Here is a 22,364-nt window from a genome sequence, read left to right as displayed (position 1 = left end):
GCATTTACTGCTTGACTTTCATACGCATTATGCGTATTGCTTAGGTATGAGGTTCAAGGAACTCGAGAAACGGCTGATGGCAGACGGATGGCAACTGTACGCGTAAGCGGGCAGCCACTGCCAATACACGCACCCCAGCAAGCCCGGCAAGGTGACCGTGCCCAAACACAACGGCGACCTCGCCCCTTCACCGTCAAGTCCATCTGGAAACAAGCCGGCACCAACGAAAGGAAAATCAAATGAAACTCGTCTACCCCATCATCCTATACCCCTCCGGCACTCCGGATGGTTGCACTGTTACCGCCCCAGATATGCTAGGACTGGTTACCGAAGGCAATAATCTGGCTGAAGTGCTCACCATGGCACAAGACGCGGCCAGCGGCTGGGTCCTCACCGAACTCGAGGCAGGACGCCCTGCACCCAAAGCCACCGATGTACACAATGTTATGCCAGAAGAAAGCGATGGCATCGTCACTCTGATCACCCTCGACATGGACGACTACGCTGCTAGGTATGGCAGCAGAGCCGTGCGCAAGAACGTCACCATCCCCGCATGGCTCGACACCTATGCAGAGCAACACCATATCAACTACTCGCAGGTGTTGCGCGACGGTCTCGAGACCAACTACCGGCGCGAACTACAAAACGCATAGGAACATCACATGAAAATCGGTATGCGCAAGCCGAGTGTCAAACGCTCTATCCGTGCCAGAACCACGGGCAGGCTCAAACAGCAAGTCAAAAAAGCTGTCATACCCGGGTACGGGAAGAAAGGCATGGGCTGGATCAAAGACCCCAAGAAAGCCGCTTACAACAAGGCCTACCGCAAAACCACCTTCAGCCTAGGCGACCTTGCTCAAACTGTTCAAGTAACACCTTAGACTCCATTAAACCGGGGGTCTTCCCATATCCGCAAACTCTATCAGCCAAAAGTCCGGGCTATAGGAATTAAACGTGGTGTTTAAGTTGCTTGTCCGCCCTTGTAGGAGTAAGTGTTTCGTGGTGTGTTTAGTGCCTGTCGCCATTAATCGCGGGTGTGCGGTGTTGCATGGCGAGTATGAGAACCACGTCGAGGAGGGCCCGTTTGTGCCCGGTATGCCATGGGCCGATGAAGAAGAACGGAAGAGCCGCTTCGGGTGCGCAGCGTTGGAAATGCGTGGCCTGCTCGTTCTGTCGCTCGGGTGACGTGGGATCCCGGGGAGTCTATCGATTCCCCGGGTCCGGCTCCAAGCTGAAAGGCCTGGCCGGAGATTGGACCTTAAATGCAAGGGCCAAGGAATTTGACCCGCTCAGCGTTTCGTGTGCTGTCCATTATGGCCGCGTCTGTGATATGCCATAGGCTTTGATGTGGTGTGCCGGGAAGACTGGTCGGCCGCTGCCGTTGAATCGGTGGTGTCGTGTGTCTTTCCAGAGGAGCCGAATATGCCGAAGCAGTCCAGCGTACACCGTAGCAACACGCAAAACGTCCGTCCTGTTATGCATGTCCTTCAGTTTTTGAACCGGGGCATGGTCGGCGGTCTGCTGGCCTTGCTTGGCGCAGTGGCGGGGCTGTTGCTAGCGAATTCGCCGATGAGCCAGGTCTTCTTTGATTTTTCCAATTGCCGTATCGGGCCTGCCGTAATGGGACTGCAACTGTCGGTGGGCCAGTGGGTGAGCGACGGTCTGTTGACGGTGTTCTTCTTCGCGACCGGTCTTGAGCTCATCACGGAGGTTCGTCTGGGCAGTCTGCGCAACCCTCGTACTGCTGCAGTGCCCGTTCTCGCCGCGTGCGGGGGCATGGTGGTGCCCGCACTCATCTACGCTGCCGTGCTCGTGCTGGGCGGTGACACCGGCGATCTGCGTGGCTGGGCCATACCCGTGTCCACGGATATCGCCTTCGCGCAATGCGTGTTCGCCCTCGCGGGCAAAGGGCTTCACCGGTTCCTGCGCGTTTTCCTGCTCACCCTTGCCACGGTCGATGACCTGCTGGGCATCCTTGTCATCGCTTTGTTCTACGCCAGAGACATCAAGCCGGTCATGCTGCTGGCGGCGCTGCTGCTCACGGCCGTCTTCGCGTGGCTCGCCCGCTGGCGCAGGCCGCAATGGTGGCTGATGATAGTGGTCGCTCTGGCCGCGTGGGTGTTTATGCTGCACTCGGGCGTGGAGGCCACCATCATCGGCGTGCTGCTCGGCGTGTCGGTGCCGACCCGGAAGGTCGGCGACGACCCGTTACCGCGTTCGGTGTACGTGCAGGAACGGGTGCAGCCGTTGACCAATGCCGTGGTACTGCCAGTATTCGCGCTGTTCGCCGCCGCGATTCCGCTGGCAGGCACGGGAGTGAATTCCAGCCCGTTCTCTCAGACACTGTTGTGGGCTGTCGTGGCCGGCCTGTTCATCGGCAAGCCGTTGGGAGTCATGGCTGCGACGGCTGCGGCCACGCGTTGGACCGGCCTGGGGCTGCCGGACGGGTTGAGGCTACGTAACCTGGTGCCGGTCAGTATGCTCTGCGGCATCGGCTTCACCGTGTCGCTGCTTATCTCCGGGCTGTCACTGACCGGCCCCGCCTATGATATCGGGCGCCTGGGCGTGCTCATCGGTTCCGTCGCCTCCGCATGCGCGGGTGCCGGCACGATGCACATACCCTACTTCAGAGCAACGGAAAAGAAGAACAACTCGTAATCTATCACTGACTTTTACGCTGACTTCACATATCTCTGCGTAAAACAGAACCGTTGAAATCATTGAGATTTCAACGGTTCTGGTGACCCCGGCCGGATTCGAACCGGCGACCTACAGATTAGAAGTCAGTTGCTCTATCCAACTGAGCTACGGGGCCGAGCATCTCTACGAGACGCGCCTTCACGAGTATAGCAGCCGCTCCACCTGACTTCACGCAACGACACTCTCAGGCGTACCGGTACGCAACAACCTTGCCAACAGAACAATATCCATAACCCGTCTGGCGCGCAGACTCCAGCCGGGTTTTACTAACAATACTGCCGCTCGTGGCGGTTCACTTGCATCAAACGATGCGGCACATCAGGGTCGCTGGCTTCGATGTCCTGCAACGACCCATCTTCAACCAGTGTCTTGGTGAACTCGCGCTCATACTCTTCCACGCTCAGCCTTCTACGACGCTCCAGCATGCGCTGATGCCCTTGCGCATCGAGTCTCTCGCGGAAGCCATCCTGCAGCGTACCGAAGAACAGTTCAGCCTCGGATCCTGAACCATAACTGAACAAGCCGATGCGGTCGCCCGCTTCCAAACTGCCATCCTGTTCCAGCAACGAGATCAGGCCAAGATAGAGCGAACCAGTATAGATGTTACCCACCTGCTGGCCGTAGACAATGCTGTGCTCGAACCGCGCGGTCAGGCGGCCGTATGTAGCAGCATCCACTTTGCCTTCAAGCGTACGCAACCCCTTGCGTCCCATCTTCGAGAAGGGAATGTGGAACAGCTGCGCTGCCAGCCCGGCACCCTGCGTCAACCCCTCATTGGCGGCGCGATGCCACAGCGAAGTGAACATGCCCAAATAGACTTCTTCGGAATACTTGCCCTTGGCGAAGGCTACCGATGAGTAGTTTGGCCGCCAGAAATCGAAGGTGCTGCGGCTCATGGCCACTGATTCCGGCTCAATCGCCAGTATTCGCGGGTCGGCACTCACCACCATGGCCACGGCTCCGGCACCCTGCGTCACTTCCCCGGGCGTATTCAACCCGTAACGGGCAATGTCGGAGGCGATGACCAGCGCTTTGCGGTGCGGATGCGCCCGCACGAAATCCAGCGCGGTCTGCAAACCTGCGGTACCCCCAAAGCAAGCCTCTTTAATCTCCATGACGCGCATGGCTTCAGGCAAGGCGAGCATGCTGTGCACAAACAATGCTGACGCCTTGGACTGATCGACACCTGATTCGGTGCCGACTATCAGCAGTCCCAAACTCGCTTTTGTTTCCTCATCGAGCAACGGTTGCGCAGCGTTGGCACCCATGGAAGCGATATCTTGATCCAGCGGAGCCACAGCCATCTGCCGTTGACCGATACCGATCAGATACTTATCCGGATCCACTCCCCTGGCCTGCGCCAAATCGGTAAGATCCAAGTATTGATTGGGCGTGTAGAAGTTCATACTGTCGATGCCTACGGTCGTCATATGTCTCACGTTCCTTTCGTACAGTCTATACAGTGGCGAAGTGTTGTCTATCGTGCAGCCCGCACGTTAGCCAGTAAGGTGCGGGCTCGGTCCAGTCCGGCAACGGAAGGCTGAGCTCTCAATTCCGCGGCTACCTGTTCGATCTCGTGCTCCTGAGCGCCTGCCATAATCGCCAAGCTGCGGAATTGCAGATTCATGTGGCCGCTTTGAATACCTTGCGTGACCAGTGCGCGCATTGCTGCCAAATTGGAGGCCAGTCCCAGACTTGCCATGATGCCCATCAGTCTTTCAGCATCAGGCGACCCCAGCAAACGCATGGCGAGCTTGGCCATCGGCAATGTGGAAATAGCTCCTCCCACCGCACCTATGGGCAATGGAATCTCGATACTGCCAACCAGGCAGTCCTCTTCGAGACTCCACGACGCCCAAGTGCGTTTGCTGTCGGTCAGTGACGAATAGGCAGCTGCGGCAATATTGCGCGTGTCGTTGCCCGTGGCCAGTACCAATGCATTGATGCCGTTCATGATGCCTTTGTTGTTGGTGGCGGCTCGTGCCGGTGAACACTGGGCGAAACGATAGGCTGAGACGATGCGCCGTGCCACGGTCTGCCCGCCCATGCTTGCCGTAGCCAACGCACTGAAAGGAAACTTGGCTTGTGCCCGTGCCGTCTGCCCCGGTGCCTCGTTGGAGAGAATGGCCATAAGCAAATCCATTTCAGGCAGTTCATCTGCCAAATAGTGGGCCACTGCCTCGCTGACAGTGTTCACCACGTTGGCTCCCATGGCCTGCGCAGGATTGATAGTGAGACGAAATTCGGTGTATTCCTCACCATCACTGCTATAGGTCAGCGCTCTCGCATCGCTCAGACCTCCACCATGCGTTTGGAGGCTAGGGTGCGCCTGATGTGCCACTGTACGAATATGCTCCATATGCTGCTCAAGGAAACTTTGTGCGGCATCCATATGACCGCTGAACACAATCTGCCCTACCACGCCGTTGCGAACAGAAGAAGTAACGAAGCCTCCAGTCGATCGGCACCGCTTGGCTGCATTACTGGCTGCGGCAATCACGGACGGTTCCTCCACGGCCATGGGTACCAGTACCGGCTGTCCGTCAACGACAAAATTCTCTGCCACGCCGAACGGGACCGGAAAGACGCCAATCTGATTTTCCACCATGTTCGTGGCGATATCGGCGGGAAGCGCCGCGCAAGGCTCCAGGAGGTGCACATCCTCTTTGCTCAGTACGCCGTCGTTCGCCAGCTGTGTCACACGTTCAGACGTGGTAAGTTCATAGAATTTACGACCGCTCATCATGTCTCCTCACATCATGCACTATGCCGTTCATGAATACGTGCCATCTCACAGCCCTACCGCGCATACCGATTTTCAAACGCTATATTCGCTCAACTTCAAGCGCAATGCCCTGACCACCGCCCACGCACAACGAAGCGATGCCGCGGCGCAGGTCAAGCCGTTGCAACGTATGTACCAACGTGGTCAGTATGCGTGCGCCAGATGCCCCGAGCGGGTGCCCCAGCGCAAGCGCACCACCGCACACGTTGTACTTCTCGTCGACGATCCCCAGTTCGCGCTGCACCACCAACGCCTGCGCTGCGAATGCTTCGTTGACTTCAAACAGGTCGATGTCGTCCACATTCTGCCCGTTGCGTTCCAGGAGCCTGCGCACTGCCGGCACCGGCGCATACCCCATGATTTCGGGGTTGCACCCGGCTTCGGCATATCCGCTGATGCGGGCGAGCGGACGCCAACCCATGCTCTGTGCGGTTTCAAGAGAGCAAAGCACCATCAGGCTTGCTCCATCGCTGATTGGTGAGGCGTTGCCCGCTGTCACCACGCCGTTCTCGCAATATACCGGACGTAGACCGGCCAAAGTCTGCGCGGATGTTTCGGGACGTATCGACTCATCACTACTTACCTCAGCACCCTCCCCCGTGGATGATGCTACATGCACGGCAATGATCTCGTCGTCGAACCACCCCTGCTCTTGTGCACGCGCTGCGCGTTGCTGCGAGCGCGCCGCGTATTCATCCTGTTCCGTACGGCTCAGGTTGAATCGCTGACTCAGGTTTTCGGCAGTCTGACCGACTGGATAGCCGTGGAACGCGTCGTTCAGCCCGTCATCGAATAGACTGTCTCCCCAAGCTGAGGTGTCGAAGCTCTTTTTTCCGGTGCGTCTGGCCAACGCGGGAGCACACGACATGCTCTCAACCCCGCCTGCAACCACCACGCGCGCGTCACCCATCATCAAGGCCGACTGTGCCAGGCGAATGGCTTTCAGCCCTGAACCACACACCTGGTTCACCGTCATGGCGGTGGAGCTTTCTCTCATGCCTGAGTTCAGAGCGACTTGGCGGGACACATTCTGCCCCAACCCGGCTGCGAGCACGTTGCCGAGAATCATCTGGTCAACTGTTTCGGGGTCGATGCCGGAGCGTTCAAACATGGAGGTGCACAACGCCGTACCCATCTCGGCAGCACTCGTCGAGCCGAAAGCTCCACGGAACTTGCCTATAGCGGTACGGCTTGCCGCAATAATCACCGTGTCTGTGGGACGCAAACTCTCCATACCCGTTCTTTCAAACTCGTCATTCCTACGCCGCATTAAACACGGCCCTGTTGGGTTACCATATGCCACTATAGAGCGACATGCTTCGCGACGGGCACACACGCGCAAACCTTTTACAAGATTCACACAATCTCCACATGCGTACAGCCGATTCTTCTTCTGACGCTCTAAGCATTCAAGTAGCATGTCATTATGACCGCTCATGCCTCGCAACACAAAGATTTCGACCATCAGACCTCAACATGGCAAGATCTGACGTTCGCCTATGCGCGGCCGGCGTTCGAAAAAGCCGGCGTACCGTGGAACGACGAGACGCTAAGCGAGCTGCACTTGCGCTTGGAGGATGGACAATACTCCAACGTCGCTTTGCTCCTGGCAGACCAGTGCCCATTCCACGTTAAATGTACGACGTTCGCGGGAGACTTCAGGACCACCGTGGCCGCACGGGATGACCTTTCAGGCTCGCTACTCAAGCAAATCGATGACGCCATGGCATGTTTGGAACATCATGATTCCGACCACGCGTGGCCGAAGGAGGCGCTTCACGAATCGCTGATCAATGCGCTGCTGCACCGCAACTACATGCTCAGCGGCCCCACCCTCATCAGCATGTTCGACTCGCGTATAGAAATCGTCTCGTTGGGCGGACTGACGGGTGGACTGGAAGTCAACGATCTGCTCAACGGGGTGAGCCAATCGCGCAACCCGTGGCTCGCCGACCTTTTCGCACGGCTCAACTTGAGCGAGAACTGCGGCACCGGCGTGCAGCGAGTACTCGAATCCTATGCGCATTCCATGGCGAGCCCGCAATTGCGAGTCGGCCCGACCTCCCTTGCCATGGTGCTGCCCAAACCGGTACTTGACAGTGAAGCCTGGCCTAGTCCCACGGTGCGCTCGTCATCTAGCAGTGCAGAACTCGACCAGACCGGAACGGGTGATGGAGCTGAGCCGGGGCACGCCAAACGCTACCGTTTCCCTACCGCCAAGCCTTATACCACCGACGATCCTGCAGCAGCGCTGGCCGGTATGCGCGTCATCGGAGTGGCTCCACTGAGCACGTTGGTATTGGCCTCTCAACACGGCGATGCAGCATCAGAAAAGCAACAGGGGGAACACGGCGCACACCCGCAACCCGCAGGCAGCGAGTTCGGTTTGGAAGTCGAAAAGCTTTCACAACACAATCTCGAGGAGGTTACCCTGCATCTCTTCGCCCAACGCGGTGTGCAACTGACGCGCGCCGAAGTGGAGCGCAAGCTCGGCTCCCCCAGTGGTCCGATTGCGCAAGCCTTACACGCGTTGACCCAACAGGGCAAGCTGGAGAAGGTTCACGAAGAGCAAGAAGCCGTTTACCGGTTGAGCCGCGCATAAAACGCACCGTACCGAAGCGCGCTGCATCAGATCGAACGCCTACTCGATAAGGAACGCCAAGCCGAGCAGCACTGCTAGGAAGAGCACATTGACTGCAGTATATACCGCCAGATAACGCCCCTTGCGGTCAGGATATTTGCGTGTGAGCTGTTGATAGGAAATAAGGGAAGCCATGGACGCAATAAGCGTGCCCAGACCGCCCAGATTGGTACCGATGATCAACGGCCTCCACTGACTGCAGAAACCGGACAGCAGAATCGAAGTCGGCACATTGCTCATAATCTGACTGGCACCCACCGACACCAACAATGGCTGCTTGTTGACCAGCGCAGCCACCAGAGCAGCAAACGCAGGCACCCGGCGCATGTTACCGATGAAAATGAAGAACATGATAAACGTTAACGGCAGGCCCCAGTCCACTTTCAAAATCGCCCTACGGTCGCATACCAAGAACACCGCAAACACCACCACGCACATCACCCACAGCGGCACCCAGCCGCCGACAGCCAGAATGCACAGCACAAACAATGCCATATACACCCAGGCACGCCAGCCTCCAGAGCCCCCTTCGCTCAGCAACGGGTCGAAGCTGTGCCCTATGCGACGGCGCCGAAACGCCAGGACTATGGCGAGCATGAGCATGACCAGAGAAAGCAGCGAATACGGTCCCATCACCATGAGGAACTGACCGGTAGGCATGCCTGAAACCGCTTTGAGATATAAGTTGTGCGCGTTTCCGATGGGCGTGAGCATGCTGCCGGTGTTGGCACCCAAGGTCATAAGCGTGACCACCAGCACCGACGCCCGCTCCATGCCGGCCATCGCCAGCACCGACAGGGCGAAAGGAACGAAAGTGACCAACGCGACGTCATTGGTGACGAACATGGCCGAGAAGAAGGTAAGCGCCACCAACGTGATGACCAGGCCGGCTTCGCTGCCTACGCGCCGCAGCAGCGACGTACCGATGCGCTGGAAAGTACCGATGCGCTGAAAACCGCACACCACCAGCATGAGGCATACCAGCTGGGAGATGGTGTTGACATGCACATATTCGAGATATTGGCGATCTGGATGGACGATGCAACAGGAAATGAGGGCGAGCACTGCGGCCACCACCGCAATGGTGTTGTTCTTAACCAGCCTGACTAACACACTGCTCATATCTTCCCCCACACCCAGGCCCAAGCGTGCCCCTGCACGCCCAGACCGGCGGCAATCCATACCGGATATCCGCCACATTCACCATCATTGTAGGACGACGCATGGCTTTTGCTACGCGGTCGTGTTGCCGTACACTTGCGCCTGCATGTCCTTACGCTCCGTTTCCAGCGACGTGATGCGTCCAAGCAACTCCAGTTTCTCCTCGCCGTCACCCAGCTGAGCCATCCGCCGTTTTGCTGCAGCAATACGGCGCATATATCCCAAATCAAGCAGCCGCGCCATCAACTCCTCGGCATACCTTCGCTCCTCCATGCTCGGATGGCGCAGCCGCTGACGTTCTGGATCCACACCCTCTCCGGCATGCCCTGACTGCTCTGTGGCGCGCAATCCCGAACTTTCCGATTCAGGCAGCGGCAACGGCAGCACCGCCAGTTCCGTGACCACCTGGGACAGCACAGGGCCGGCAGCCTTGTTCAGATTGTGCATCCACAGCCCTTGCGGCATGTCTGCTTGCGGCAATCCTCCTGCAGCGGTGACTGCTTGGAACAGGGAGCGGAACACGTCAGTCATAAAATTGTCGTCGTTCAGCTTGGCAAAACCGTCCGGCGGCACAGCAAGCGGCATTTGAATGAGCATGGCCATAAACTGCTGCTCGCTGATAAACACCGAATCGTCCACATGGTAATAGGTCTGATTGTCGGCGTTGCGCCGTTCGAGCGCCTTGCGTGCGGCAGGGTTCGAATACGGGTCTGCGTTCCGGTTTTCAAACGGGACGGCGTTGCGCCGTTTAGTGGCATATGCGTCGTCATCCTTGACATGCAGCTCGCGACGTGCACGGTTGACTTCTCGGCGCATGACCTCCAACTCCACTCCAATGCGGCGGGTGGCCTTGCGCGTGTACATATCGAGCATCGAACGGTCACGTATCTGTGCAATGAGCGGAGCCACCGCCTTCACCGCCCCCAACTGACCGGTGGTGAACGAGGTGTCGAAACGGTCGATGACGTTGTTCACCACGAAATCGTAGAGTGGCGACGCCCCGCTGATCAGCGCGCGCACTGCCTCGTTGCCCCGCTCGATGCGCAGATCGCACGGGTCAAGGTTGTCGTCGGCCACAGCGACGAATGTCTGCGATAGGAACGCGGCATCCAGACCGAACGCATGGATGGCCGCCTTCTGCCCTGCCGCATCGCCGTCGAAGGTGAAGACGATGCGCGAGCTGAGCGACTGCCCGTCTACATGCAAGGGTCCTACCAGCTGCACAGCGCCCAGTGAATCATCTGCGACCAGACGGCGCACGATCTTGGCATGCTCCTGACCGAACGCGGTGCCGCACGTAGCCACCGCCGTGTCGATGCCGGCAAGATGGCATGCCATCACATCCGTGTACCCCTCCACGATGACGACCTGGCGTTTTTTGACGATGCTCGACTTGGCTATGTCAATGCCGTACAGCGCCTGTGTTTTTCGATACAGCTGCGTGTCCGGCGTGTTGATGTATTTGGAGCTGACATTGTCGTCGTCATACAGTTTGCGCGCACCGAACCCAAGTGTGCGGCCTGTGGAATCGCGAATCGGCCAAGTGGCACGACCACGGAAATAATCGTAGACTCCGCGCTGTCCTTGCCTCGCCAAACCGGCGTCGAGCATCTCCTGTTGCGTGAACCCTTTGCCGGCAAGGTGACGCACCAAGTTGTCCCATCCTTGCGGCGCATACCCGCAACCGAATCGCTCGCAGTCGGCCTGACTGAAGTTACGCCCGCCCAGCAGCCTGCGTGCCGGCAGCGCCTCCTTGGAAAGAATCTGAGAGGTGAAGAACGCTTGCGCGGCCTCGTTGGCCTCCAGCAGCCGGGCGCGTTTGGAACCGGTGTGTTCAGGGCCTCCGGTGCCGGCCACATAGTGCAGTTCAATATGATATTTATCGGCAAGCAGCTCCACTGCCTCACGGAAGTCGATGTTTTCCTGCTGCTCCACGTAGGCGAATACGTCACCTCCCAAGCCGCAGCCGAAGCAATGCCACACGCCGAGCGTGGGACGGACGCTGAAACTGGGGCTCTTCTCATCATGGAAGGGGCATAGTCCCATGAACGTCCCCGTGCCTGAGGCTCGGAGCGTTACCGTGGACGAGACGATGTCGTAGAGGTCCGCCACAGAGCGCACCTTTTCCACGTCTTCCTTTTGAATCATGCCAGCCATAATTGTTCACCTTAGCGCCAGGTGTCGGCGCAGGTTCACGAGCAGAGAATGGAATGCATCGTCAACGCCGAACCGTCGGTCAGACTCGCCACCTGATCCACGGCCACGCGCAGCCTTTCTTCGTCGCTTCCGGACTCATTCCAATCTTCAAGGAACACGGTTTCGAGTGCATCCGAGGGGCGTGGCGAATCAGCCATGAGCACATCGATGAGATCTTCGACAATGCTGTGCTCCTCCTGATGCATCGGTTCCGCTTCTTTGGGTGCCATGACGAAGTAGACCGCGATGCCTTTGAGCGCCACGATCTCATATTCCGTGTGCTCCGGAATGACCACCGAAGCGCTGTAACGCGTGAGCGGCCCTTGTCCGTACCGTTCGCGCGTAGCTCGCTCCACCGAACTTGCGAACCGGCCGATCAACGAACTGGTGATGTTCTTGAGCTGCGCCAACGCTTGACGAGAACCGTTGAAATGCGATGGGAACATGTGCTGCGCGCGCAACCTGCTGTAGGCTTCGAGCAGCTTATCGGGATCCCATTGTGCACCGTACCAGTCGCGCGTTATGCCGATTACCGCGTCGATGATGCGCGCATCGGCGAGCGCCAGCGGGTTGAACGCGTTGGTGGCGATGGCATCCTCCACGTCGTGCACTGAATAGGCGATGTCATCGGCCAAGTCCATCACCTGGCATTCCATGGGTTTACTGTCCTGCGGAGCATCTCTCTTGAGCCATTGGAACACCGGCATGTCGTCGGGGTACACGCAGAACTTAAGGCTTCGCTCGCCTTTGGGGTGCAGCGGCGCCTCTTCGAGCGTCCATGGATATTTCACTGCGGCATCGAGCGAGGCACGGGTCAGATTCACCCCGGCCGAACGTCCGTCGGTGTGGAAGATTTTGGGCTCCAACCGGGTCAGAAGACGCAATGTCTGGGCGTTGCCCTCAAACCCTCCTATGGCACCGGCAATGTCGGCAAGGGCACGTTCACCGTTGTGCCCAAAGGGAGGATGACCTAAATCATGCGCCAAGCATGCGCAGTCCACCACATCGGGATCGCAGCCGAGCATCGCACCGATTTGCCTGCCGATCTGAGCCACCTCAAGCGTATGCGTCAGTCGGGTTCTGGCAAAATCGTCGGTTCCGGCCACAAGCACCTGGCTTTTGGCTCCCAGTCTGCGCAACGCCGAAGAGTGGATGAGACGAGCCCTATCGCGTTCGAAAGCCGTTCGGGATTGCGATTTGGGAGGTTCCTGTGCCCAGCGTTCCTCGTCGAAAGCGTTGTAGCCTTCGGAACGCAATGTTTCCACATGCTCTGTCATCTCAATCTCCTTGGCTTTCGTCCTCTGCTGCAAAACTCCGGCAACACTGTGACTTTGCACTCACAGCAACAGTTTTGATGGCATCAGGCTCATGTCTTGGGCGGTCAGCACCTTGGCGGAGTTGAGATACAGGCGCGGCACACGAGGAGTCAAGCAGGTAAATATCTCATAGCTGATGGTATCTGCGGCGCGCGCCCAGTCGTCGGCGGTAGGCTCTGCGAACCGCTCGCCTCGCCCTGGTCCGAACAGTTCCACCGTATCCCCCTCACGCACACCAAGGGCATTGGCATCGCCGTGCAGATCGAGAATGAACTGATCCATGCACACCCGTCCCGAAACGTGCAGTATTTCAGGCCCTTGCTTGGTCATCACGCGCACGGGCCCTCCGACCTTACGCTCGTGCCGAGCTCCGATTTCGTCAAATCCTGAGGCTGAACGGTGGATGCCGTCCGCGTACCCAAGGGGCACAATGGCCGTGCTGGTGCGCTCGTCGGTAACATAGGTACGCCCATAAGAAATACCATGTTCGGCTTCCACCTCTTTAACGGTGGAGAGTTGGGCCTGCAAGGTCATGGCTGGCGTGAGGCCATATTGTGCCGGTGTTCCCATGGCCGGATCCGCTTCATACCCATACAGTCCGATGCCCGGGCGAACCAGTTCAAAATGGGTTTCCGGGCGGGACAGCGTGGCTGCCGTATTGGCTATATGACGTATTCTCGGAGCGACACCCGCCTGTTCCATACGGCGAGTGAACCGGTGGAACGCTTCGATCTGAGCATCCGTGACATCTACAAATTCCGGGACATCGACAGCATCGGCCACCGCAAGATGACTCCACTGTCCCACAATGTCGAGTACGCCTTCCTTGGCAAGCGGCACCAAACTGTCCAGCGCGGTTTGGAAGCTCTGTTCGGTGAACCCGTTGCGCCCGAAACCCGTGTCGGTTTTGACATGGACACGAGCCGGTTTGCCCAGCTTGCGAGCAGCCTGCGCCACCGCGTCTATGCCGTCCAGGGAACCTACTGAAAGGTCGATGTCGCTGGCGATGAGTTCAGCCAATGGAGCCTCGCGGCCGTTGTACATCCAAGTCAGAATGTGGCACCGATCGGGGCCAATGCCCGCCATGCGCAGCATCAACGCTTCTCTCGGCTGTGCAGTGCCGAGCCATGTCGCACCTCCAGCGAGTGCGGCCAGAGCCGACGGTACCAACCCGTGCCCGTACCCATCGGCCTTCACCACACCCATCACTTCGGTGTCGCCGTGCGAACCTGCGACAGCTTGCACAAGCGTACTCATGTTGTCGCGCAATGCCACCATATCAACGATGGCCTGGCCGGGGTACTGCCGCCTTGCGGCCTCGTAATTCGCCTGCCCCTGCTGCGAGGAGAAAACCCACGGTTCCAGTGCACTCAATGTCATGGCCTCATTGTCGCGCGGGAGTATGACGTTTGTGTTTCCAGACAAGACCGAGGGCAGGTACCCACGTATGCGGCTTTACCGGTCGTGCCGCTGGTAGGCTATGCGCACATGGTCACCATCCGCCAACTGATCGACTTGGATGACACCGCACTGCGTGAACCCTTCGGTTTCGAAGACGTGTCGCATGGCGGCATTGTCGGGATGGGTGTCAACTCGCACGTTACCGCACCGTTCGACTGTCCAGTCAATGCATGCCCGGGCACTGTGGGGCACCAGCCCCGATGAGGCGAGACGATGCATGCACACATAGTCATCGTCGTCAAGCCATGCGCCGTCGATTTCAAGGTAGGTGGGCTCCACCCCCTCGCACAACGCGAACTGGGCAAGTAGACGTTCGGCACCGTGTTCACCTTCATCATCCACCAACAGCATGAGCCTACCCAGCTCGATGTCTTCTTTCACCATGGATTCCGGCGGGTGCGTGAGCCCCCACTGGTTCGGGTTGCCGTTATCGATCATGAGCTGGCGCGCCCTGGCGTACACAGCCTGAACAGCCGGCAGATCATCCTCACACGCCGTTCTGATTCTCATGCCCTCAACATGTAGCGTTTCCATGGTTGCTATACTCCTCGATACTTCACAGCAAAACGCCACCACCATACCACGCGCTCGCCCGTCCCCAAGAAAACACCATCGCCTGCGGCAGGGCATATACCGAACCGCAGGCGATGACACACGTGCGCCTGTTCACAGCAATGATGGAACTTTGCGCGTGGCTGCAGGTAACTCAGACCACCTTGCGCTCGAACGCGTCGGAACTGATGCCCTTGGCCAGAATATCCTTGCACCACTCCTTGGCGGTGAACAGGCTGTGGTCGCGGTAGTTGCCGCAACTCTTGATGTCGGTTGCCGGCACATCGTCCCACGTGGCTTCGTTGGCGATGAACTCCAGCGATTCCTTGAGTGCGCGCGCCACATCCTCGGTGCTGTGCTCGCCCCATGTGAGCAGGTGGAAGCCGGTGCGGCAGCCGAACGGCGAGCAGTCGATGTAGCCGGGAATACGCTCACGCAGCAGCACCGCGATGGTGTGCTCGATGGTGTGCAGACCGGCGGTGGGGATGGCGTTCTCGTTGGGCTGCACCAAACGCAGGTCGTAGTTGGAAATCACATCGCCGTTGGGGCCGGTCTCGGTGTCGATGAAGCGCACATAGGGTGCCTTCACCTTGGTATGGTCAAGTTCGAAGCTTTCCGGCTGTGGTGTGGTGTTGTCTTGCGTCATGGGTTCTCCTTAGAAGATGGTCGGTGCCTATGTGGAACATTCTACCCAAGCCACGCTAAGTCATGCCGACCGTCTCACACCGCACGTGTTGAGTGCGTCCTCCCAGTTCTCCGCATTGAGTTTGGTGATGATGTTGTGACGGTGTGTGAACACCGTACCGGTGGAGATGCCCAGACGAAGCGCCGTCTGTTGGGCGCTCAGGTTCGCAAACCCGCTGCTGACCACGGCGTGTTCCTGTTCCGTCAGATGGACGGTGCGCAACCGAATGTCCCGTAGGTCCACGATGTCGAGTCTGCGATTCATCTCCTGCAGATCCAAGGTCGCCGCAGCCTCCCATCCTGTTTCCGGGTCGGGCTGGTGCGTCGCCGACTGGTCAGGTTGCCCATGCAGACTGAATAATCTGGGACGTCTGGTCGGGAAATGCCTCGCTTGTTCAGCAGCATCAATGACACGCAGGCACGGTTTCACCGAACCCGCACGTCTCACAGTCTCGCCTCGGCATTCCAACGCCGAACGCAACCGTGGCGAATTTTTGATGATGCGTTTGAGCATGTCTTCCAGATTTTCCGAATCCCACAGCCATACCGCTCCATACTGACATGTTAACCCTGAACTTTTCAGCGCCATATCCCTGGTGATTGACTGGTGCGGCACGATACCGAGCACGGTGATGTCAGGACGTGCCAATCGCATTCGCAGAACGAACCGAAGCCATTCCTCAGGCATTCCGTTAACATCCACAATCACCACATCGGTAGCGTTGCCGCTGTGCAGACAGTGATATGCGGCAACGTGGCATTGGACCGCCTGCCAGCAGTGCAATTCGTGGGTCTTCGCCACAGCACCAGACATGACCGCATCGTGCAGTCTACGCAGTCGAAGCGCAGAACGCCCGACAAAGCCGACGTGAATTTCGGCTGCATGATACGAAGGTCGAGAAGGAATCATGCGGCCGATTGTAGGGGACAAAACCCGTCAAACCTAATGCTGTCCCAAAATCTCAAGTGGCATTTTCCGCAACGCATGTATAGATGGCTCGTGTGCTCACTGTCCAATAGACGCCACACCCAGCAAAGGTTTTATCCTTGCCGCATACCAACAACAACCAGACCGCTCGGCCTCGGCGACTCTTGGGGTAGAGTGGGTGTATGAGACATCACAACCGTGTCGGAGGATTTCATGGCTAAACACACTATCGAACCGTTCGCCCTCGAACACGCCACAGTGGTCACCCCCACCGCAGCGTCCGGAAGCGACAATGTCGTCACTTTAAACAACACCACTGTGCAGGTGGGAGCGACAGGCACCATTGAGGCAGTATCACCCAGCGATGACGCTCAGGTACCCACCGGCTACCACCGCATCGATGCGACCGGAAAAGTGGTCACCCCCGGACTGGTCAACGGGCACGTACACACGTTCGGCGACGGCAAGCCGCTTGGCTCCGACAACGCCACGCCGGAAGGCCAGGAGAAGCTCGTCAAAATCCTGCATACCCTGCCAGGCCGCGCATACGCCTATTCCACAAGCAAAAAGAACGTGATGACTCTGCTCAACTCAGGTGTCACCACCTTCCGCAGCGTGGGCGACATCGGTTATGAACTGGTCACGTTGCGCGACCAAATCAGCGAGGAACGTCTTGTAGGTCCGCGAATTCTGCCGTCCGGCCCGCTGCTCGCCATTCCGGGAGGCCACGGCGCACCTTTGATCGCCTTGGAAAGCAGCACGGTCGAAGAGGCACGGGATGCCGTGGAACGCAATCTGGATCACCATGTGGGTGCCATCAAAATCGCGGCAACCGGTGGCGTAACGGATTCACAGACGTTGGGCGAAGCCGGGGCTCCGCAGATGTCAGTGGAACAGATGAGTGTGATTTGCGAGCAGGCCCATGCTTCCAACCTGATCGTCGCGGCTCACGCGCAAAGCCAGGAAGGCGTCCGAAACGCTCTGCAAGCGGGAGTGGATACCATCGAACACGGGTGCGCGCTGAACGATGAACTCATCGATCTGTTCCTGCACAATCCCAAGTCATTGCGCGGCTATTCGGCATTGGAACCCACCCTTAGCGCAGGACTGCCAATGGAGTTCATCGAACAAAGCAAGCTGGGACTCACCGATGTACAGATGGAGAATTCCCACGACGTGGTTCAGGGCATGCTCGCCGGAGCCAGGAGCGCGCACGAGAACGGCATCCTGGTCGGTGTGGGCACCGACACCGCCATGCCGTATGTTCCACAGTACGCCACATGGTTGGAAATGCAGCTGTTCGTCCAATTCGCAGGATTCACCAACGCACAGGCATTCCGCGCAGGCACGCAGACCACTGCGGATATTCTCGGCGTAGGCGAGATGACCGGATCGCTCGAGGTCGGCAAATTCGCAGACTTGCTCGTGCTTGAGAGTAATCCGATACTTGATCTGCGCGCATTGGAGAATCCGCTGCTGGTCGTGGCTGCAGGACACCCTGTGTTCCGCCCCAGCGTTGAGCATCTCGATGATATCGACGCCACACTCAACGAAATCTACCATCTGTAGTCCTGCTGCATATCGCCGGTGAAGTGCCGACACGGAACGGCACGGCACTTCACCGGCTCAGCATAGCCGCCTTCTCACCACCGCGGCGACACCACGTGTGCCTCCCTGGCTGAGCGATTCCTCCAGCGCATGCAAGTCCGATGGCATCTGCGCGGCCGGCATTGATAATCACCGCGTCACGGCGCATCAGAGCCAAACGGTGCGCATCGACAGCATTCGCATGGTTCCATCAGTGTCGATTCGGTTCGCTTCGTCTCCCGGAACCCGTTCCACGGGATTGTCTGGCTTCTCCCATCTCGTCACGAGGTGCCACAGAACCGGAAGATGTACCGGATCCATGCAGTATGGCTCGTATCTTCTCCAGACGCTCCCCTACTTCATGCTCATAGCCACGATTGTTGGGATGATAGTATTCTCTGCCGTTGAGCTCGTCAGGCATGTATTGCTGTGCCGCCACGGCACCCGGAACGTCGTGCGCATAGATGTAGCCGTCATGGTTGCCCCACTGCTCCATGAGTTTGGTGGGGGCGTTGCGCAGGTGCAATGGAACCTGGCCGACATGGCCTGCGTCCACATCTTTCAGCGCTTCGTTGATGGCATTGTAACTTGCGTTTGACTTCGGGGCGGTAGCTACGGCGATAACCGCTTCCCCCAAGATAATCCGGGCTTCCGGCATGCCCACCATGGCAACGGCCTGTGCGGCAGCCACAGTGACTTGAAGTATCTGCGGAGCCGCCATACCGACCTCTTCCGCTGCGGCGATCATAATGCGCCTGGCGATGAACCTGGGGTCCTCCCCTGCTCTGAGCATCACGGCAAGATAGTGCAGAGCAGCATCGGGATCCGAACCACGCATCGACTTGATGAAAGCGCTGGCCACATCGTAGTGATCATCACCGTCCTTGTCGTAACGCACTGTGGCCTCGTCCATCACCGTAGCAACCACATCGGTGGTGATGATGGGTTTGCGAGCGCCCTTGGCCCGCGCAACGTCTCCCGTCACCGCACCTGCTGCAGCTTCGAGTATGGTAAGTGTTTTACGGCCATCACCGCCGGCCATGCGCACGATTTCCTCAACGGCGTCCGGTTTGATCTTTACCTCGCCCTTCAGCCCGCGCGGGTCGGCCACAGCTCGTTCCACCATGGTCTCAAGTTGTTGCGGTTCCAACGACTCCAGCTTCACCACCACGGAACGACTGAGTAACGGCTTGTTGATGGAGAAGCTCGGGTTCTCCGTGGTCGCTCCGATGAAGGTGACGTCACGGTTCTCCACACTTGGCAGCAGTGCGTCCTGTTGGGATTTGGAGAATCGGTGCACCTCGTCGATGAACAGCACCGTCTCCTTGCCTCGCCCCACCAGTCGCTCGTGAGCGCGATCCAGGACCGCACGAACGTCCTTGACCCCTGATGTGACTGCGGACAGTTCTTCGAATTCACGACCGGACTGTTGAGCGACGATGTAAGCCAGTGTAGTTTTGCCTACTCCTGGAGGGCCGAAAAGAATAATGGAACTGGGCGCGGTCAGAGAGCCCTTTGAAGCGGGATTTGCCAGTCGTCGCAGCGGAGAGCCTTCCGTCAAGACCTGTTCCTGCCCGATCACCTCGTCCAAGGTGGAAGGGCGCATACGTACCGCGAGTGGACGGGTCACGTCACTCAGCGCATCGGCGGCACTGAAAAGATCCTCGGTCATATCTCCACCCTAGTCCATCGTTCGAACATACGTTCGAATATCGTGTTTCTTCCGTTCACTCCAGCAGTCACCCCTGCTGAGGCCCCACTCGATAGTCCAAGAAGACCACTTCTCCCCCCTCTTGTGTGGTGTCCAAATCCACCGTGGCAACAATGGCCCAGTCACGGTCCCCATCGGAATCGTCAATGATTTGCCTCACCTTCCACACATGCTCGCTGGTTTCCAAGGAATCGTCGAGCACGAACAGTTCGGCACTGCGCGCCTGCTGATCCACGCCCACATACTCGTGCGCATCATAGTAGTCATCGAGCGTATCCTCCCACTCGTTGACGCCATACCCCCAGTCCTTGTCGAGCGCACCGAGCTCTTCTGGCCGATCCAAGTCCATGAGCTGCACACGCCTGAACAACGCGTTGCGCACCAACACGGTGAGACCACGCCTGTCCTTCACCACTTGTTCGGCATGCGGCGCCACAGCCGAGAGCGCCTGAGCCTGGGCATCAACGGCCCCTTGCCTATCGGCGTTCTCCCACTCGTCCACCAGACTCGAATCGATGGAACGCACCAGAACACTGAGCCATGCGATGATGTCTTCCAATTCGTCGTTACGCTTCTCCACAGGCACCGTACGAGCCAAAGACCGGTAGGCATCCGAAAGGTAGCGCAACAGCGTACCCTCCGAACGGGCGATATTGTATCGGGCGATATACCCGGTGAAATCGCTGGCGGTCTCCACCATGTCCCGCACCACCGATTTGGGGGCGATCCAGAAATCAGCCGCCCAAGGCACGTCCTTGCGGTATTGCTCGAACGCCTCTCCCAACAGATCTTCCAAAGGCTTGGGGTAGGTGACGTCCTGGAGCTTGTCCATGCGCTCTTCGTAGTCGAGCCCATCGGCCTTCATCTCGCTCATCGCCTGGTCGCGAGCCTGTCTCTGCTGTGCCTTGAGCACCTGCTTGGGATCGTCGAGCGTGGCTTCCACCATGGAGATCACATCGAGCGTATAGGTGGGCGAATCCGGATCAAGCAGCTCAAGCGCGGCCAGCAGGAACGGCGAAAGCGGCTGGTCGAGCGCAAAATTGTCCGGAACATCGACGGAGAGGAAATAGTCGGTTCCCCCTCGCCCATTAGGCTCGGTCTCGATGACGTTGGTATCTATCATGGTGTCAAAAATCTCACCGGCACGCTCGTGCAGATATTCCTTCTGCTCTGGTTTCTGCGCCGAATCATCAATGAGCTGATCCACTCTGGCACGGGCGTCGCCTCCTTGAGCCACCTCGTTGAGCACCATGGAATGCGTGATGCTCATATGCGGATTAAGCGTTTCCGGAGCCGCTTCTATGAGCTTTTCGAAGGTGCCTTTATTCCAAGAAACGAAGCCTTCCTGAGGTTTTTTGCGCTTGATTTTCTTGAGTTTCTTAGGATCATCTCCGGCTTTGGCAATGGCTCTGGCGTTCTCGATTTCGAATTCAGGAGCTTCTGCCACTACCAGACCCTCAGTGTCGAAGCCCATACGGCCGGCACGACCGGCAATCTGATGGAATTCCCTGGCCCGCAACCGCCGCATCTTTGTGCCGTCGAATTTGGTCAGCCCGGTAAGCACCACGGAATGAATGGGAACATTGATGCCCACACCGAGCGTGTCGGTGCCGCAAATGACCGGCAGCAAGCCCTGCTGCGCCAACTGTTCAACCAGGCGCCGGTAACGCGGCAGCATGCCGGCATGATGAATGCCGATGCCGTTGCGCAGCAGCCTCTGCAAAATCTTGCCGAAAGCCGTGGTGAATCGAGTTCCTTTCATCGCTTCGGCGACCGCCTGCCGCTGCTCTTTGCTCGACACACCCGTGCTTGCCAACGCCTGAGCCGTCTCAAGGGCCGCGTCCTGCGAAAAATGCACCACATACACCGGTGTGTCCTGCGATTGCACCAACAGCTCAACGGTTCCTGCCAGCTGTTTGTCGGTGTACCGGTAGCTCAACGGCACCGGGCGCGGAGCGTCATCAATGACATCAACATCGTGCCCGGTCATCTCTTCTAGCCTGTCGGCGATGGAATCCACATTGCCCAAGGTGGCGCTCATGAGCAGGAATTGCGTGTGAGGCAGTGTGAGCAGCGGCACTTGCCAGGCCCAGCCACGATCGGCATCGCCGTAGTAATGGAACTCATCCATGGCCACGCAGCCGATATCAGCACGCTCCCCTTCACGCAAGGCCTGGTTGGCCAGAATCTCTGCGGTGCAGCAGATGATGGGAGCGTCTGGGTTAATGCTGGTATCACCGGTAATCATACCCACGTTATCTCGCCCGAATGCTGCTATAAGGTCGAAGAATTTTTCCGACACCAACGCTTTGATAGGTGCGGTGTAATAGGAGCGACGACCGGTGCATAGCGCAGCGAAATGCATGCCAAGCGCCACCAGTGATTTGCCCGAACCGGTAGGGGTGCTGAGAATGACATGGTCCTGCGCCAAAAGGTCGAGCACCGCCTCTTCTTGGTGCGGCCAAGGGGTGATGCGTTTTTCGTCGCGCACCCATCTGAAGAACCGGTCGTAGATTTCATCGGCTTCGAGTTCCGCCGTTTCGTCACGCCATGAGGGGGCAAGGTGTCCAAGTTCCTGTGTCATACTTCAATCCTAGTGTCTGGTTGCGATGCAGACCAACCGGGCCACACGTCGATATCGG

General features: G+C 58.3%; 17 protein-coding genes, 1 tRNA gene and 2 pseudogenes. 7 read left to right on the top strand and 13 right to left on the bottom strand.

Going from position 1 to position 22,364, the window contains the following annotated elements:
- The first annotated feature begins 46 nt into the window (after positions 1-46).
- The 5 genes and pseudogenes from AC3B5A_RS00335 (at position 47) to nhaA (ending at position 2,658) form a co-directional block, all read left to right on the top strand.
- Positions 47-243: pseudogene (locus tag AC3B5A_RS00335) on the top strand (type II toxin-antitoxin system HicA family toxin).
- Positions 240-653: a type II toxin-antitoxin system HicB family antitoxin gene (locus AC3B5A_RS00330; protein WP_489797957.1), complete on the top strand. Its 414-nt coding sequence runs from the start codon at positions 240-242 to the stop codon at positions 651-653. Before AC3B5A_RS00335 ends, AC3B5A_RS00330 begins: the two are co-directional and overlap by 4 nt.
- A 9-nt stretch (positions 654-662) precedes the next feature.
- Positions 663-881 (top strand): hypothetical protein, encoded by a 219-nt coding sequence (locus AC3B5A_RS00325; protein ID WP_489797955.1) that lies wholly within the window; start codon positions 663-665, stop codon positions 879-881.
- A gap of 176 nt (positions 882-1,057) precedes the next feature.
- A pseudogene (locus AC3B5A_RS00320) lies at positions 1,058-1,168 on the top strand (transposase-like zinc-binding domain-containing protein); the annotation flags it as partial.
- A 308-nt stretch (positions 1,169-1,476) separates the two neighbouring features.
- Positions 1,477-2,658, top strand: coding sequence for a Na+/H+ antiporter NhaA (gene nhaA / locus AC3B5A_RS00315; protein ID WP_489797953.1), 1,182 nt, complete (start codon positions 1,477-1,479; stop codon positions 2,656-2,658).
- 80 nt (positions 2,659-2,738) lie between these two features.
- Here the strand turns inward: nhaA and AC3B5A_RS00310 are convergent.
- The 4 genes from AC3B5A_RS00310 to AC3B5A_RS00295 all read right to left on the bottom strand — a co-directional run bounded on the left by AC3B5A_RS00310 (position 2,739) and on the right by AC3B5A_RS00295 (position 6,719).
- Positions 2,739-2,815, bottom strand: a tRNA-Arg gene (locus tag AC3B5A_RS00310).
- Positions 2,816-2,966: 151 nt separating this feature from the next.
- Complete coding sequence (locus tag AC3B5A_RS00305; RefSeq protein WP_489797952.1) at positions 2,967-4,130, bottom strand: hydroxymethylglutaryl-CoA synthase; 1,164 nt, start codon at positions 4,128-4,130, stop codon at positions 2,967-2,969.
- A 47-nt stretch (positions 4,131-4,177) separates the two neighbouring features.
- The gene (locus AC3B5A_RS00300) at positions 4,178-5,443 is read right to left on the bottom strand and encodes a hydroxymethylglutaryl-CoA reductase, degradative (RefSeq protein ID WP_489797951.1); all 1,266 of its coding nucleotides are present in this window, start codon (positions 5,441-5,443) and stop codon (positions 4,178-4,180) included.
- 82 nt (positions 5,444-5,525) lie between these two features.
- Positions 5,526-6,719 (bottom strand): thiolase family protein, encoded by a 1,194-nt coding sequence (locus AC3B5A_RS00295; RefSeq protein ID WP_489797949.1) that lies wholly within the window; start codon positions 6,717-6,719, stop codon positions 5,526-5,528.
- Between the two features lie 192 nt (positions 6,720-6,911).
- Here AC3B5A_RS00295 and AC3B5A_RS00290 point away from each other — a divergent pair, with 192 nt between their 5' ends.
- Positions 6,912-8,087 (top strand): ATP-binding protein, encoded by a 1,176-nt coding sequence (locus tag AC3B5A_RS00290; RefSeq protein ID WP_489797947.1) that lies wholly within the window; start codon positions 6,912-6,914, stop codon positions 8,085-8,087.
- Positions 8,088-8,126: 39 nt separating this feature from the next.
- Here AC3B5A_RS00290 and AC3B5A_RS00285 read toward each other — a convergent pair whose 3' ends face one another.
- The 7 genes from AC3B5A_RS00285 to AC3B5A_RS00255 all read right to left on the bottom strand — a co-directional run bounded on the left by AC3B5A_RS00285 (position 8,127) and on the right by AC3B5A_RS00255 (position 16,151).
- Positions 8,127-9,248: an SLC13 family permease gene (locus AC3B5A_RS00285; RefSeq protein WP_489760823.1), complete on the bottom strand. Its 1,122-nt coding sequence runs from the start codon at positions 9,246-9,248 to the stop codon at positions 8,127-8,129.
- Positions 9,249-9,359: 111 nt separating this feature from the next.
- Positions 9,360-11,444 (bottom strand): DNA primase, encoded by a 2,085-nt coding sequence (dnaG, locus tag AC3B5A_RS00280; protein WP_489797946.1) that lies wholly within the window; start codon positions 11,442-11,444, stop codon positions 9,360-9,362.
- Between the two features lie 35 nt (positions 11,445-11,479).
- Entirely contained in the window at positions 11,480-12,760 is a 1,281-nt protein-coding gene (locus tag AC3B5A_RS00275; RefSeq protein ID WP_489797944.1) for a deoxyguanosinetriphosphate triphosphohydrolase, read from the bottom strand.
- 60 nt (positions 12,761-12,820) lie between these two features.
- Entirely contained in the window at positions 12,821-14,179 is a 1,359-nt protein-coding gene (gene alr / locus AC3B5A_RS00270) for an alanine racemase (protein WP_489797943.1), read from the bottom strand.
- Between the two features lie 75 nt (positions 14,180-14,254).
- On the bottom strand, positions 14,255-14,770 hold the full coding sequence (locus tag AC3B5A_RS00265) for a GNAT family N-acetyltransferase (RefSeq protein ID WP_489797941.1): 516 nt from the start codon (positions 14,768-14,770) through the stop codon (positions 14,255-14,257).
- A gap of 196 nt (positions 14,771-14,966) precedes the next feature.
- Positions 14,967-15,458 (bottom strand): S-ribosylhomocysteine lyase, encoded by a 492-nt coding sequence (locus AC3B5A_RS00260; protein WP_489797940.1) that lies wholly within the window; start codon positions 15,456-15,458, stop codon positions 14,967-14,969.
- 60 nt (positions 15,459-15,518) lie between these two features.
- Positions 15,519-16,151 (bottom strand): helix-turn-helix transcriptional regulator, encoded by a 633-nt coding sequence (locus tag AC3B5A_RS00255; RefSeq protein WP_489797938.1) that lies wholly within the window; start codon positions 16,149-16,151, stop codon positions 15,519-15,521.
- A gap of 486 nt (positions 16,152-16,637) precedes the next feature.
- On the opposite strand from AC3B5A_RS00255, the gene AC3B5A_RS00250 reads away from it, so the two are divergent.
- Positions 16,638-17,993: a metal-dependent hydrolase family protein gene (locus tag AC3B5A_RS00250; RefSeq protein WP_489797936.1), complete on the top strand. Its 1,356-nt coding sequence runs from the start codon at positions 16,638-16,640 to the stop codon at positions 17,991-17,993.
- Positions 17,994-18,222: 229 nt separating this feature from the next.
- Here the strand turns inward: AC3B5A_RS00250 and AC3B5A_RS00245 are convergent, their stop codons facing one another.
- Both AC3B5A_RS00245 and AC3B5A_RS00240 read right to left on the bottom strand, forming a co-directional pair.
- Positions 18,223-19,683, bottom strand: a complete 1,461-nt coding sequence (locus tag AC3B5A_RS00245) for a replication-associated recombination protein A (RefSeq protein ID WP_489797934.1) — start codon at positions 19,681-19,683, stop codon at positions 18,223-18,225.
- Positions 19,684-19,750: 67 nt separating this feature from the next.
- A complete protein-coding gene (locus tag AC3B5A_RS00240) occupies positions 19,751-22,306 on the bottom strand; it encodes a DEAD/DEAH box helicase (protein ID WP_489797932.1) in 2,556 nt (851 codons plus the stop codon).
- Positions 22,307-22,364: the final 58 nt, after the last annotated feature.

This window comes from Bifidobacterium sp. ESL1133 (assembly GCF_058107325.1).
Note: the sequence above shows the minus strand (reverse complement) of the source record. Positions and strands in the feature narration are given on the sequence as shown.